We start from the raw sequence: 12,673 nt of genomic DNA, 5'->3' as shown, positions 1-12,673 counted from the left end.
CTCTAACGACGCGGTGTCAGGCGCGAAGCCGGTTCAGGTCGAGTTCGATCGGGAACGGTTCCTTCGTGCTGAAGGTGCGGGTGGCGGCGGGAGCGTCCTGATAGCCGAACTCGCCGGCAAGATGGCCGGCGACAAGGGAAATCGGGTCATCGAGGTCGACGATCCAGTAATGCGGGATGCCCGCGTCGGCGTACTCGCCGTGCTTGACGACCGTGTCCATCCGGTGCGAGCTGGGCGAGACGATCTCGATGACGATCAGCACGTTGGCGGCCCGGATGAGTGTTCCGTCTCGCTCGGCGTGTTCGACTGCTTCGCGCTCGACCACGATGAGATCGGGGCGGCGCGAGAACCCCGGTTCGTCCGGCGAAGTGAGTTCGAGATCGATGTCGATGTCTTGAAAGACTTCGTATCGTTCGGGTATCTGGGCATCGAGTTGATACGCAAGTCTTTTTGATGCGCGATTGTGCGCGGGTCGCGGGCTCGGCGACATCAAGAGGTGGCCGTCCTGAAGCTCTGTGTAACCAGGCTCGGTCTCACCGAGCGCCGCATACTCCGTGACCGTCAGCAGATGGGGCTCTCCATCCACCTGGGGCTGTGGAAGCGCAGTCACAACTTCTCCTTACGTCGCCACCAGTCTTGCAGGCGTTCTGCCAGCCGAAACCGCGCTCTTCCGCGTCTGTTCGAGCCAGTCATCGCCCATCATCGCCCAGGAAATGCCTCGTTGCCAGCCGCGTCAGGTCTGCCGGGGTACCAGCTCCCGCACGAAGGCGTCCAGGAATTCGCCGAACGGCTGCGGGCCGCGGTGGTGGACCACGAACTTCGTCAGCCCCGCCTCGATGTAGCCGTCGAGCAGGCGGTGCAGGTCCGGCCAGCTGCCGGCCAGCATCTCCGCGGGATCGGCGCCGGGGCGGCGAGTGCGGGCGGCCGCAGCGAGTTCCGGGGTGATGCCGCCCTCGACGAGGCTCAGGCTCAGCCCGTAGTGGTCCGGCTCGATCTCCCGACCCGCCTCGGCCGCCGCGGACTCGATCGCGAGCCGGGCCGCGCGGGCGTCGGCGGCGGGCAGGAAACTGCCGAGCCAGCCGTCGGCGTAGCGGCCGATGCGGCGGAACGCGGCCGGTGCCGCACCGCCGAGCCAGATGTCCAAGGGAGCGCTCGGCACAGGCCCGACCCGCACGCCGTCGAGTTTGAAGAACTCGCCCGCGAAATCGCCGCCGCCGTGCAGGGTCGCGCGCAGCAGCCGCAGCGACTCGTCGAACACGTCCGCCCGGCGGCCGTCGGGGACCTCGAACAGGTCCCATTCCGAACGCCTCGCCGGACGCAGCCCGAAGGCCGGCAGCACCCGTTTCGGCGCCAGCGCGGCCAAGGACGCCAGCTGTTTGGCCACCAGCACCGGCTGCCGCCCCGGCAGGACCGCGACCGACGTGCCGACCTTCAGGTGTGTGGTGCGCGCCAGCGCGTGCGCCATCCCGATGAACGGGTCGACCGCGTCCGAGTACACCAGTTCCGACAACCACAGCGAGTCGACCCCGGCCGCCTCGAGCCGGTCGACGATTCCGGTGAAGTCCGCCGGTGCGGTTTCCGCGCCCAGACCGATACCGATGCGGATTTTCATACCGCCCACGATACGCAGCCGAGCGCCGCGTGGTACCGCGCCAGCACCAGGTCCGCCACCCGCGAGTCCGGTGCCAGGGAATCCGCCAGTAGCACGGAAGGTTCCGCCACGCGCGCCGCGGCCGCGATCCGGTCCGGCAGCAAACCCGGTGCCAGGAACCAGGAAGCGACCGCGAACCGCCGCGCGCCGCGGGCGCGGAGTTTCGCGATGGCGGCGGCGACATCCGGCTTGGCCGTCGCGAACGCGGGCGCGACGAGCATCGGGTACCGCGAGTTCCACCGCCGGGCGAGCGCCGTGACCGCCTCGTTCGCGGGCGCCTGCGAGGAACCGACTGCTGCCAGCACGACACCGAGCGAGGGATCATCGGGATCCGCGCCGGCGTCGCGCAAGTGGTCCAGCGCCACGGTCTCCAGCAGCGGATCCTGCCCGAGAACGTCCGCAATGGACACTCGCAGTCGCGGCACCTCGCGCACCAGCGCGGGTAGGTCCACCCGGGCGTGATAGGCGCGGCCGAGCAACAACGGCACCACCACGGCGTCGCGGTGCCCCTCGGCGTACAGCGACCGCAGCACATCGGTCAGCAACGGTTCGGACAGGTCCAAAAAGGACACCCGCGCGTCCAGTGGCAGCGCGCGAATCGCCTCGGCGGAACGGGGATCCCGGCTGCCGTGCGCGACCACCACGAGCGGCGCGCGCACCTACGCCGTCCCGCTCAGCCCGCGCGTGCGCAGCACCTGCCGCTCCAGCGGGCGGAACACCAGCAGCTCGATCCCCACGCCCACCAGCAGGATCAGGATGATCGCCGAGATCACCGTCGGGATGTCCGACAGCGTCCGCCCGTCGTCGAGGTACGCGCCGAGTCCCTTGCCCAGCAACGGGGACGCCGCGATGATCTCCGCCGCCATCAGCGAACGCCACGAGAAGGCCCAGCCCTGCTTGAGTCCCGCGAGATACCCGGGCAGCGCGGCGGGCAGCAGGATGTGCCACGACGCCTGCAGCCGTCCCGCGCCCAGCACCTTGCCCACCCGCGGCAGGATCGGCGGGACCTGGTCGATCCCGGCGACCAGGCCGTTCGCGATCGACGGCACGCTGCCCAGCAGCAGCACGGCGTACATGGTCGTCGGGGTGATGCCGAACCACAGCACCGCGGCCGGCACCCAGGCCACCGACGGCAGGCTCTGCAGCCCGGACAGGAACGGCCCGATCGCCGAGCGGATCAGCCGGATCTTCGCCACCGCGAGGCCGAGCGGCGTCGCGATGACGATCGCGATGAGGAAGCCGAGCACCGCGCGGTGCACCGACGTCCAGATGAACCCGAAGGCCTGCCCGTCGGCGATCCGCGCCCACAGCTCGTTCCACACCGCGATCGGCGCGGGAAGCTGGTATTCGGGCCAGAAAGCCGCCGCCCACAAGGCTTGCCAGATCGCGATGACGACCACGAGGAACGCGACGGGCGGCAGCACCGCCCACAGCACCCGGCGCAGGCGGCCGTGCGCCGCCCGCTCCCGCGGGGCGTCGAGGGCGTCGAGGCCCGCTTCGACCGCCGCGTCGAGGTCGTCAAGCCGCGGCATGACTGGAGATCACCTCGCGCAGGCGCTGGTTGATGACGGTGACGGTCTCGGCTTCGTCCGCGGGCGACAGGTCGGCCACCTGCCACTCCTGCACGACGCGGCCCGGCCGCGAGGACAGCAGCACGACACGCTGCCCCAGCCGCACGGCCTCGCGCACGTCGTGTGTCACGAACACGGCGGCCGCACCGGTCGAGCGCCACACCCGCACCAGCTCGGCCTGCAGCACGTCGCGGGTGATCGCGTCGAGCGCGGAGAACGGCTCGTCCATCAGCAGCAGCGACGGCAGCGAACCGTCCGACGTGTGCAGTGCCGAGGCGAGCGCGCGAGCCAGCGCCACACGCTGCCGCATCCCGCCGGACAGCTCGTGCGGGCGCTTGCCGCCGACACCCGACAACCGCACCAGATCCAGCAGCTCGATGGTCCGGTTCTTGCGTTCGGACCGTGAGATTCCGGCCAGGCGCAAGGGAAGTTCGACGTTCGCGGCGGCGGTGAGCCACGGCATCAGCGCGGCCTCCTGGAACATCACCGCGGGGCGCGAGCTGTTGCGCTCGATCTCGCCCGCCGTCGGCTTCTCCAGTCCCGCCACCAGGTTCAGCAGCGTCGTCTTGCCGCAGCCGGACGCGCCGAGCAGGCACACGAACTCGCCCGGTGCGACGTCGAGGTCGACGCCGGCGAGCGCGGTCACGCCACGCTCGCCCTGGCCGAAGGTCTTGTGCACCCCGGAAAGCCGCACGGCACTGTCCGTCGCGGGCCGCACGGTCGACTCGTCCAGCGTCGCGGTCATCCGTTTCACTCCTCTACTTCTGGTCGAGCCCGGCCGCCGAAACAGTCGGCTTGCCGGCCGCGGTGAGCACGGTGTTGAGCGCGGCCAGGTCGAAGAACCCGTTGAGTTTCGCGGGGCTCTTCGCGATGCCCGCGGTCACCTGGTCCTGCGACAGCTGCGGGAACTCCGAGGCCAGCGGGTCGGTGGTCAGTTCGATGTTCGCGAACGAGCTGTCCAGCACCGGCTGTGCGAGCGCCGAGCCGGTGAGCGACTTCAGTTGCCGGTTCACCGCGGCCTTCGCCTCGTTCGGGTCGGTCGCGGCGAGGTTGTTCGCGTCGAGCACCGCCTTGAGCACCGCCTGCACGGTCTGCGGGTGCTGGGTGAGGAAGTCCTTGCGCACGATGATGACTGTTGTCGGGAACTTCCCGTTGGGCCACAGGGACTTCTCGTCCACCAGAACCTTGGCGCCGGCTTCGGAGACCAGCCGCGAGGACCACGGCTCGGGCAGCCACGCGCCGGCGATCGCGCCCTTGCGGAACTGGTCCAGGGTGACCGCGTTGTCCTCGCTCTGGATGTTGACCCCGGTCAGCTTCTGGTCCGAAATCCACTTCTTGAGCGACACGTCCTGGGTGTTGCCGGTCTGGGGGTCGGCGACGATCTTGCCCTGCAGGTCCTGCGGGGTGTTGATCTCCGGCTTCACGACGAGCTGCGCGCCGCCGGAGGTGGCGCCGGCGACCAGCCGGACGGTCTCGCCGTCGGACTTGGAGAACGCGTTGATCGCCGGGCCCGAACCGATGAAACCGATGTCGACGGAACCGCCCAGCAGCGCGGAGACCTCGTCCGGGCCCGCGTTGAACTTGGTCGGCGTGAGCTTGGTGCCGCTGCCCAGCTCCTGGGTGAAGTAGCCCTTGTCCAGCCCGATCAGTGCCGACGCGTGCGTGACGTTCGGGAAATAGGCCAGCCGCACCTCGGTCGCGGGCGTACCGCCACCGGTGGTCGCCGGCGACGAGCTGTCGCTGGTGGCCGCTCGGGAGCAGCCGGTCACCACTGCCAGTAACGACAGTGTGACCGCCAGGACGCGCACAGTTTTCACGGACGGGCCTTTCGTTCTCAGGGACTCGGGGAGAGCATGGGCAGGGGAGCGCCGACGAGGCCGGCGGCGAGCGTGCTGCCGTCGCCCGCGTCGATCACCAGGAACGACCCGGTGCGGCGGTTGACGGCGTAGTCGTCGATCGGCACCGGTTCCGCGGTGCGGATGCGGACCTGTCCGATCTCGTTGAGCTGCAACGATCCTGGATTGTCCACAGTGGACAGCTTCTGTTCGTCGAAGCGGGTGGGCAGCTCTTCGACGAAAGCCTGCACGGTGCGGGTGCCGTGCTTGACGAGCACCCGGGCGCCGGGCTGCAGCGGCTTTTCCGACAACCAGGCGATGGTCGCGCCGAACTCGTCCGCCGGTACCGGCGCCTCTTGTGCCGCCGCGATGATGTCACCGCGGGAGATGTCGAGATCATCGGCCAGTAGCAACGTCACCGAGCGCCCGGCGGCCGCCTCGTCGAGCGGGCCGTCGGCGGTGTCGATGCGTTCGACCGTGGTGCGCAGCCCGGCGGGCAGCACCACGACCTCGTCCCCGCGGCGCACGGTGCCGGCCGCGACCTGTCCCGCATAACCGCGATAGTCCGGGTATTCGGGGGTACGCGGGCGGATCACGTACTGCACCGGGAACCGGAACGCCGCGTCGTGCGGATCCGGTGCGGCGGGCACCTCTTCCAGGTGCTCGAGCAGCGTCGGCCCGTCGTACCAAGGGGTTTTCGCCGAGCGGTCCACCACGTTGTCCCCGACGAGCGCGGACACCGGGATCGTCAGCACCGAGCCGGGCCGGTAGCCGAGCGACGCGGCGTGGTCGCTGAACTCCTTGGCGATCACGGTGAACGTCTCCTCGTCGTAGTCGACGAGGTCGATCTTGTTGACCGCCAGGACGAGCCGGGGCACGCCCAGCAGCGCCAGCACCGCGGCGTGGCGGCGGGTCTGCTCGACGACGCCGTTACGCGCGTCCACCAGCAGGATCGCCAGCTGCGCCGTGGAGGCGCCGGTGACGGTGTTGCGGGTGTACTGGACGTGACCGGGGGTGTCGGCGAGCACGAAGGAACGCTTGGGGGTCGCGAAATACCGGTACGCCACGTCGATCGTGATGCCCTGTTCGCGTTCCGAGCGCAACCCGTCCACGAGCAGCGAAAGGTCCGGAGTGGACAGTCCACGATCGACACTCGCGCGGGTCACCGCGTCGAGCTGGTCGGCCAGCACGGACTTGGTGTCGTACAGCAGCCGCCCGACGAGCGTGGACTTCCCGTCGTCCACGCTGCCCGCGGTGGCGAGCCTCAGCAGAGAACTCATCAGAAGTAGCCCTCTCGCTTGCGGTCCTCCATGGCGGCCTCGGACAACCGGTCGTCGGCGCGGGTCGCACCGCGCTCGGTGAGCCGGCTCGCGAGCACTTCGGCGATGACCTGGTCCACCGTGGTGGCTTCGGATTCCACCGCGCCGGTGCACGAGCCGTCGCCGACCGTGCGGTAGCGCACCGAAAGGTCCTTCACCTCTTCGCTCTCGCGCGGGCCACCCCACGGGCCTTCGGTCAGCCACATCCCGTCGCGCCGGTAGACCTTGCGGCGGTGCGCGTAGTAGATCGAAGGCAGCTCGACGTTTTCGCGCGCGATGTAGTTCCACACGTCGGCTTCGGTCCAGTTCGACAGCGGGAACACGCGCACATGTTCCCCCGGCCGGTGCCTTCCGTTGTAGAGGTTCCACAATTCGGGACGCTGGCGGCGCGGCTCCCACTGGCCGAACGCGTTGCGCAGGCTGAAGATCCGTTCCTTGGCCCGCGCGCGCTCCTCGTCCCGGCGGCCGCCGCCGAACACCGCGTCGAACTTGTGCCCGGTGATCGAGTCCAGCAGCGGCTGGGTCTGCAGCGGGTTGCGGGTGCCGTCCGGGCGCTCGGTGAGCCGCCCGTCGTCGATCCAGTCCTGCACGTTCGCCACGATCAGGCGCAGGCCGTACTTCTCGACGACCGCGTCGCGGAACGCGATCACCTCGTCGAAGTTGTGCCCGGTGTCCACGTGCAGCAGTGGGAACGGCACCGGCGCCGGCCAGAACGCCTTGATCGCCAGGTGCAGCAGCAGGGTCGAGTCCTTGCCGCCGGAGAACAGGATCACCGGCCGGTCGAACTCACCCGCCACCTCACGGAAGATGTGGATGGCCTCGGATTCCAGGGCCGCCAGATGATCGGTGGCGGCGTCACTCGCGGGGACTTCCAGCGTGGTCATCTCTCTCCTCAGCCGTGCAATCCGCATTCGGTCTTGGCCTGGCCGGCCCAGCGGCCGCTGCGCGGGTCGGCGCCGGGCGCGACCTTCGCGGTGCACGGGGCGCAGCCGATGGACAGATAGCCCACCGACACCAAAGGGTTCTCCAGGATGCCGTGCTCGGTGATGTAGGCGCGGAACTCGTCATCGGTCCATGCCGCGATCGGATTGATCTTGACCAGGCCGTTGCGCTCGTCCCAGGTGACGATCGGGGTGTTCGCGCGGGTGGGCGCATCCACCCGGCGCACGCCGGTGACCCACGCGGAGTAGTTCCCGAGCGTCTTGCGCAGCGGCACCACCTTGCGCAGGTTGCAGCACAGGCTCGGGTCGCGATCGTGCAGTTTCGGCCCGTACTCGGCGTCCTGCTGGGCGACCGACTGTTCGGCCTGGGCGTTGACGATCCGCACGTCCGGGTACACCGTCGCGACCGCGTCCCGGGTGCCGATGGTCTCGGCGAAATGGTACCCGGTCTCCAGGAACAGAACGTCCACATCGGACTTGACCTGGGTGGCCAGGTCGATCAGCACCGCGTCCTGCATGTTCGAGGCAACGATGAAATCGTCGCCGAAGGTTCCCACGGTCCATTCCAGCGCCTCGCGCGCGCTCGCCTCGGCCAGTTCCTCGGATGCCTTGTCCGCCAACGCTTTCAGGTCCTCGGTGACCGCCGTCATTTCGCTCCTTCGGGTAGCCGGATTCCCAGGAAACTCACAGTGAAGACCCGCCGGCAGGCACCGCACAGCCAGCCGTGCTCCTCCTCGACCGGACGAAGGTCTTCATCACCACAGAACGGGCAGTAGAACGGCGTTGCGCGTTCAGTCATCGCAAGTCGTCCTCGTCGGCGCGCGCGACCCACTGGGCGAAGCGTTCGCCGTCGGTGCGCTGCCCGTGGAACTTGCGCACGATCCGTTCCACATAGCCGATCAGCTCGTCGCCGGTGACCTTGTGCCCGCGCAGCTTCCGGCCGAACCCGGCGTCGAGGCCGAGCCCACCGCCCAGGTGCACCTGGAAGCCCTCGACCTGGTTGCCGTCGGCGTCGGTGACGATCTGGCCCTTCAGCCCGATGTCGGCGGTCTGGATCCGGGCGCACGAGTTGGGGCAGCCGTTGAGGTGCACCGTGACCGGAGTGTCCACATCGGACTGGATATCGGCCAGCAGGTCCTCGAGCGCTGCCACCAGCTCGCGGGCGCGGGCCTTGGTCTCCACGATCGCGAGCTTGCAGAACTCGATCCCGGTGCACGCCATCACCCCGCGCCGCCACGGGCTCGGCTCGGTGGGCAGGCCCAGTTCGGTGAGTTCCGCTTGCAGGCCCGAGACTTCCGCCTCGGGCACGTCGAGCACGACGAGCTTCTGCTGCGGCGTCAGCCGGACCCGGTTCGACCCGGCGCGCTCGGCGGCCTTCGCGGTCGCGATCAGCAGCGAACCGGACACCCGCCCGGCGATCGGCGCCGCGCCGACGTAGAAGTTGCCGTCCTTCTGCCGGTGCACGCCGACGTGGTCCCGCTGCACCTCGGGCACCTCGGGCGCCGGACCGTCGATCAGCTTGCGGTGCAAGTACTTCTCTTCCAGCACCTCGCGGAACTTTGCCGCGCCCCAGTCCTTCACGAGGAACTTGATGCGCGCCCGCGAGCGAAGCCGCCGGTAGCCGTAGTCGCGGAAGACGGAGATGACGCCCTCCCACACGTCCGGCACCTCGTCGCGGGGCACCCACGCGCCGAGCCGCTGCCCGATCATCGGGTTCGTGGACAGCCCGCCGCCGACCCACACGTCGAACCCGGGGCCGTGTTCGGGATGCACCACGCCGACGAACGCGACGTCGTGGATCTCGTGCGCCACGTCCTGCAGGCCGGACACCGCGGTCTTGAACTTGCGCGGCAGGTTGGCGTACTCGGGCTTACCCAGGTAGCGGCGTTTGATCTCGTCGATCGCGGGCCGGCCGTCGACGACCTCGTCCTCGGCGATCCCGGCCAGCGGTGAGCCGAGGATGACGCGCGGGCTGTCCCCGCACGCGGTCATCGTGGTCAGGCCGGCGCCTTCGAGCTTTTCCCAGATCGTGGGCATGTCCTCGATCCGGATCCAGTGGTACTGGACGTTCTGCCGGTCGGTGATGTCCGCGGTGTCGCGCGCGTAGGTCTGGGAGACCTCGCCGATCACCGTGAGCTGCTCGGTGGTCAGGTCGCCGCCGTCGATCCGGACGCGCAGCATGAAGAACTCGTCGTCCAGCTCCTCCGGTTCGAGGGTGGCTGTGCGGCCGCCGTCGATCCCGGGCTTGCGCTGCGTGTACAGGCCGTACCAGCGGAAACGTCCGCGCAGATCACCGGGGTCGATCGAGTCGAAACCGCCGCGGGAGTAGATGTTCTCGATCCGCGCCCGCACGTTGAGCGGGTGGTCGTCCTTCTTCGAACGCTCGTTGGGGTTGAGCGGCTCTCGGTAGCCGAGCGCCCACTGGCCCTCGCCGCGCCGCTGCTTGGTGCGTGGGCCGCGGTTGGGGGAAGTTTCGCGCGTCGGCGAAGCCATGAGGAGTCCTCCGGTCATCGGAGGGCGTCGGCGCGCGGCAACCCCGCGAGTGAGCGGCGGGAAGCGTCCGACACCCGGTGTCCATACGTGGTGGGTGGTGTCAGTCGGACGTGCGGCACAGCGCGCTGGCGACACGCCGGAGGTCGACGTGGCGACGCGCCACGAGGAGCACACCGGCATAAGTCACCTTTTCAGCGTGCCACGAGCCCAGATGGTGGTCCAGCCGCGTCCGCATGCTGGGAGCAGGATCACGCCTCTTGACATGGGGGAGACTGGGGGTGTGTTCGGTGTCTATGTCCATGTGCCCTTCTGCGCCACGAGGTGCGGCTACTGCGATTTCAACACCTATACGGCGGGGGAGCTCGGCTCGGCCGCGTCGCCCGCTTCGTGGCTGGAGGGACTGAAGCGTGAACTCGACCTAGGCGTGCGGCGGATCGGCGCGCGCCCGGCCGAGACCGTCTTCGTCGGCGGCGGTACGCCTTCGCTGCTCGGTGCGGACGGCTTGGCGTCGGTGCTCGACGCGGTCCGGGGCAGCTTCGGGCTCGCACCGGGCGCGGAGGTGACGACCGAGTCGAACCCCGAGTCCACGTCGCCCGAGTTCTTCGCCGGAATCCGCGACGCCGGGTTCACCCGGGTATCGCTGGGCATGCAGTCCGCCGCGCGGCACGTCCTGCGGGTGCTCGACCGGGTGCACACGCCGGGCCGGCCGGTCGAGGCGGCGAAGGAGGCGCGGGCGGCCGGGTTCGAGCACGTGAACCTCGACGTCATCTACGGCACGCCCGGCGAGCGCGTCGAGGATCTCCAAGCGTCGCTGGACGCGGTGCTCTCGGCCGGGGTGGACCACGTGTCCGCGTACTCGCTGATCGTCGAGGACGGCACTGCGATGGCCCGGCGGGTGCGGCGCGGCGAGCTGCCTATGCCCGACGAGGACGTACTGGCCGAGTACTACGAGCTGATCGACGCGAAGCTGGCCGCGGCGGGCCTGACCTGGTACGAGGTGTCGAACTGGGCCGCGTCCGGCGACGCGCGCTGCCGGCACAACCTCGGCTACTGGCGGGGCGGGGACTGGTGGGGCGCCGGCCCGGGCGCGCACAGTCACGTCGACGGCGTGCGGTGGTGGAACGTCAAGCACCCGGCGCGGTACGCGGCGCTGCTGGCCGAGGGCGAGTCGCCGGAAGACGGGCGTGAGGTGCTGACCGACGCGGACCGGCACCTGGAGCGGATCATGCTCGAACTGCGCCTCGCCGAAGGACTGCCGCTCGACGCGCTGGACGACGACGGGCGGCGGGAATCCGCGGCCGCGGCCGGCGAAGGGCTGCTGGAGCTGCGGGAAGACCGCGTGGTGCTGACCGATCAGGGCCGCCTGCTGGCGGACGCCGTGGTCCGCCGCCTGGCCGCCTAACGATCTTTTTCCCGCGCACTGCAACCGGACGGGGCGCGGCGGCATTACTACGGTGTGCACTTCGAGGACTTCGCCCGGGAACAGCTGCCCGGGCTGGTGCGGTTCGCGGCCGTGCTGACCGGGGACCGCGAGCTCGCCCAGGATGTGGTGCAGGACGCGCTCGTGCGCGCGCACGAGCGGTGGCGGCGCGTGTCCTCGACCGACCGGCCCGACCTGTACCTGCGGAAGATGGTCGTCAACGGCTACCTGTCGTGGCGCCGCCGCTGGTATCAGCGGGTGGTGCGCCCGACGGCCGACATCACCCGGTTCCGCGAGCCGCAGACACCCGATCCGGCGACGCGCGTCGCCGATCACGACCAGCTCGGCCAGTTGCTGGGCGAGCTCAGCCGGGCCCAGCAGGCCGCGATCGTGCTCCGGTTCTATGAGGACCGCGACGACGACGAGATCGCCGAAGTGCTCGGCTGCGCGACCGGGACCGTGCGCAGCCACATCTCACGCGGCCTGTCGGTGCTGCGGCTGCGGATCAACGACGAACAGGAGGTGGCCTGACATGACAGAGCTGGAAGACCTGCGCGACGCGTTGCGTGCCCGCGAATCGATGGCCCCCGAACTCGACGTGGTGCTCGCGGGTGCCGGCCGCCGGATCCGCCGGCGCCGCGTCGCGGGCGTGTCCGTGGTGGTCGCGGCGATGATCGTGGGGGTGACCGCGGGTGTCGTCGCGCTGCGCCAGGCGGGCGGCGACCCGGACCGGCTGCCGGTGGCCGCGCCGGTGACGGCCACCCTGTCCGCGCCGGTCGTGCCGTTCACGCCCGCCGGTTACCGGCTTCTGTCCTGGACCTCGGACACGCACCAGATCACGGCGCAGTATGCCGACAACGCCGGGCGGCTCCTGGACATCACGGCGCAGGACAGCGAGCCGGCGCCGGATCCCGCGCAGCGCACCACCGCTCTCGACGGGAGGGTGGTGACCGTGAGTGCGCATTCGGTGTCCTGGCTCGACGTGCCCGGCCGGTGGATCACCGTGCGGTCGAGGAGCGTGAGCGCGGAGCAGTTGCAGGCCGTCGCCGGTGGGCTGGCGACGATCCCGGCGCCGCCGACCTCTCCGCTGCGATCGCTACGGGTGCCGCCAGGGTTCGGCCTCGTCTCGTGGCAGGGCGATGCGTCGAACGACGTCGTCGAGCTGTGCCCCGGTGGGCAGGCCGGGGACGACCGCTGTGTGACCGTGCAGGTCACGCGGACCCTGGGGACACCGCTGCCGCCCGCCCCGGCCACCGCGACGCCACAGACCACCATGACGAAGGCGCCGCCCGAGGCGGTGACCCGGAGGCCCTTCCCGGTGGACCCGCGCGAGTCGATGGCGAGACAACTCGACGCGACCCACACGCTCACCGTCCGAACCGCGGCCGGCGACCAGGCCCTGGCGGTGTCGATCGCCGACTCGGTGGCGGTGGACTGAGCGTC

General features: G+C 70.0%; 15 protein-coding genes. 3 read left to right on the top strand and 12 right to left on the bottom strand.

All coding sequences use genetic code 11. From position 1 onward, the window contains the following. Positions 1 to 16: 16 nt before the first annotated feature. The 12 genes from LOZ83_RS23530 to LOZ83_RS40830 form a co-directional block, all read right to left on the bottom strand. The gene (locus LOZ83_RS23530; RefSeq protein ID WP_236793614.1) at positions 17 to 610 is read right to left on the bottom strand and encodes a Uma2 family endonuclease; all 594 of its coding nucleotides are present in this window, start codon (positions 608 to 610) and stop codon (positions 17 to 19) included. Positions 611 to 733: 123 nt separating this feature from the next. Then, the gene (locus LOZ83_RS23525; protein WP_236793612.1) at positions 734 to 1,612 is read right to left on the bottom strand and encodes a TIGR03854 family LLM class F420-dependent oxidoreductase; all 879 of its coding nucleotides are present in this window, start codon (positions 1,610 to 1,612) and stop codon (positions 734 to 736) included. Next, positions 1,609 to 2,310, bottom strand: coding sequence for a sirohydrochlorin chelatase (locus LOZ83_RS23520; RefSeq protein WP_236793610.1), 702 nt, complete (start codon positions 2,308 to 2,310; stop codon positions 1,609 to 1,611). The genes LOZ83_RS23525 and LOZ83_RS23520 overlap by 4 nt, the downstream gene beginning before the upstream one ends. Continuing rightward, a complete protein-coding gene (locus LOZ83_RS23515; RefSeq protein WP_236793608.1) occupies positions 2,311 to 3,183 on the bottom strand; it encodes an ABC transporter permease in 873 nt (290 codons plus the stop codon). Beyond that, positions 3,170 to 3,967 (bottom strand): ABC transporter ATP-binding protein, encoded by a 798-nt coding sequence (locus LOZ83_RS23510; RefSeq protein WP_236793606.1) that lies wholly within the window; start codon positions 3,965 to 3,967, stop codon positions 3,170 to 3,172. The genes LOZ83_RS23515 and LOZ83_RS23510 overlap by 14 nt, the downstream gene beginning before the upstream one ends. A 13-nt stretch (positions 3,968 to 3,980) precedes the next feature. Continuing rightward, complete coding sequence (locus LOZ83_RS23505) at positions 3,981 to 5,039, bottom strand: ABC transporter substrate-binding protein (protein ID WP_374202699.1); 1,059 nt, start codon at positions 5,037 to 5,039, stop codon at positions 3,981 to 3,983. A 17-nt stretch (positions 5,040 to 5,056) separates the two neighbouring features. Beyond that, the gene (locus LOZ83_RS23500; RefSeq protein ID WP_236793604.1) at positions 5,057 to 6,337 is read right to left on the bottom strand and encodes a sulfate adenylyltransferase subunit 1; all 1,281 of its coding nucleotides are present in this window, start codon (positions 6,335 to 6,337) and stop codon (positions 5,057 to 5,059) included. After that, positions 6,337 to 7,260, bottom strand: a complete 924-nt coding sequence (cysD, locus tag LOZ83_RS23495; RefSeq protein ID WP_236793602.1) for a sulfate adenylyltransferase subunit CysD — start codon at positions 7,258 to 7,260, stop codon at positions 6,337 to 6,339. The genes LOZ83_RS23500 and cysD overlap by 1 nt, the downstream gene beginning before the upstream one ends. A gap of 8 nt (positions 7,261 to 7,268) precedes the next feature. Beyond that, positions 7,269 to 7,967 carry a phosphoadenylyl-sulfate reductase gene (locus LOZ83_RS23490; RefSeq protein WP_236793600.1) on the bottom strand — a complete coding sequence of 233 codons (699 nt, stop codon included), beginning with the start codon at positions 7,965 to 7,967 and terminating at the stop codon, positions 7,269 to 7,271. Next, a complete protein-coding gene (locus tag LOZ83_RS23485) occupies positions 7,964 to 8,116 on the bottom strand; it encodes an Insertion element protein (RefSeq protein ID WP_236793598.1) in 153 nt (50 codons plus the stop codon). Before LOZ83_RS23485 ends, LOZ83_RS23490 begins: the two co-directional genes overlap by 4 nt. Beyond that, positions 8,113 to 9,810, bottom strand: coding sequence for a nitrite/sulfite reductase (locus tag LOZ83_RS23480; protein WP_236793596.1), 1,698 nt, complete (start codon positions 9,808 to 9,810; stop codon positions 8,113 to 8,115). The genes LOZ83_RS23485 and LOZ83_RS23480 overlap by 4 nt, the downstream gene beginning before the upstream one ends. A 100-nt stretch (positions 9,811 to 9,910) precedes the next feature. Then, the gene (locus LOZ83_RS40830; RefSeq protein ID WP_374202698.1) at positions 9,911 to 10,045 is read right to left on the bottom strand and encodes a putative leader peptide; all 135 of its coding nucleotides are present in this window, start codon (positions 10,043 to 10,045) and stop codon (positions 9,911 to 9,913) included. Positions 10,046 to 10,072: 27 nt separating this feature from the next. Here LOZ83_RS40830 and hemW point away from each other — a divergent pair, with 27 nt between their 5' ends. The 3 genes from hemW to LOZ83_RS23465 are packed head-to-tail and all read left to right on the top strand — an operon-like array spanning position 10,073 to position 12,668. Continuing rightward, entirely contained in the window at positions 10,073 to 11,212 is a 1,140-nt protein-coding gene (gene hemW / locus LOZ83_RS23475) for a radical SAM family heme chaperone HemW (protein ID WP_374202697.1), read from the top strand. 54 nt (positions 11,213 to 11,266) lie between these two features. Beyond that, entirely contained in the window at positions 11,267 to 11,761 is a 495-nt protein-coding gene (locus LOZ83_RS23470; protein WP_236793592.1) for a SigE family RNA polymerase sigma factor, read from the top strand. Position 11,762: 1 nt separating this feature from the next. Further along, a complete protein-coding gene (locus LOZ83_RS23465; protein WP_236793590.1) occupies positions 11,763 to 12,668 on the top strand; it encodes a hypothetical protein in 906 nt (301 codons plus the stop codon). Positions 12,669 to 12,673 lie beyond the last annotated feature (5 nt).

Origin of the sequence: Amycolatopsis sp. GM8 (genome assembly GCF_021653975.1) — a bacterium.
In the GTDB taxonomy this organism is placed as follows: Bacteria; Actinomycetota; Actinomycetes; order Mycobacteriales; family Pseudonocardiaceae; genus Amycolatopsis_E.
Note: the sequence above shows the minus strand (reverse complement) of the source record. Positions and strands in the feature narration are given on the sequence as shown.

What these genes read in the sequence shown, in the direction of transcription:
- LOZ83_RS23510 (WP_236793606.1), bottom strand. Translation starts at nt 3,967, where the DNA reads ATGACCGCGACGCTGGACGAGTCGACCGTGCGGCCCGCGACGGACAGT.
- LOZ83_RS40830 (WP_374202698.1), bottom strand. Translation starts at nt 10,045, where the DNA reads ATGCGGACGCGGCTGGACCACCATCTGGGCTCGTGGCACGCTGAAAAG.
- LOZ83_RS23500 (WP_236793604.1), bottom strand. Translation starts at nt 6,337, where the DNA reads ATGAGTTCTCTGCTGAGGCTCGCCACCGCGGGCAGCGTGGACGACGGG.
- LOZ83_RS23490 (WP_236793600.1), bottom strand. Translation starts at nt 7,967, where the DNA reads ATGACGGCGGTCACCGAGGACCTGAAAGCGTTGGCGGACAAGGCATCC.
- LOZ83_RS23485 (WP_236793598.1), bottom strand. Translation starts at nt 8,116, where the DNA reads ATGACTGAACGCGCAACGCCGTTCTACTGCCCGTTCTGTGGTGATGAA.
- LOZ83_RS23480 (WP_236793596.1), bottom strand. Translation starts at nt 9,810, where the DNA reads ATGGCTTCGCCGACGCGCGAAACTTCCCCCAACCGCGGCCCACGCACC.
- cysD (WP_236793602.1), bottom strand. Translation starts at nt 7,260, where the DNA reads ATGACCACGCTGGAAGTCCCCGCGAGTGACGCCGCCACCGATCATCTG.
- LOZ83_RS23515 (WP_236793608.1), bottom strand. Translation starts at nt 3,183, where the DNA reads ATGCCGCGGCTTGACGACCTCGACGCGGCGGTCGAAGCGGGCCTCGAC.
- LOZ83_RS23525 (WP_236793612.1), bottom strand. Translation starts at nt 1,612, where the DNA reads ATGAAAATCCGCATCGGTATCGGTCTGGGCGCGGAAACCGCACCGGCG.
- hemW (WP_374202697.1), top strand. Translation starts at nt 10,073, where the DNA reads ATGGGGGAGACTGGGGGTGTGTTCGGTGTCTATGTCCATGTGCCCTTC.
- LOZ83_RS23465 (WP_236793590.1), top strand. Translation starts at nt 11,763, where the DNA reads ATGACAGAGCTGGAAGACCTGCGCGACGCGTTGCGTGCCCGCGAATCG.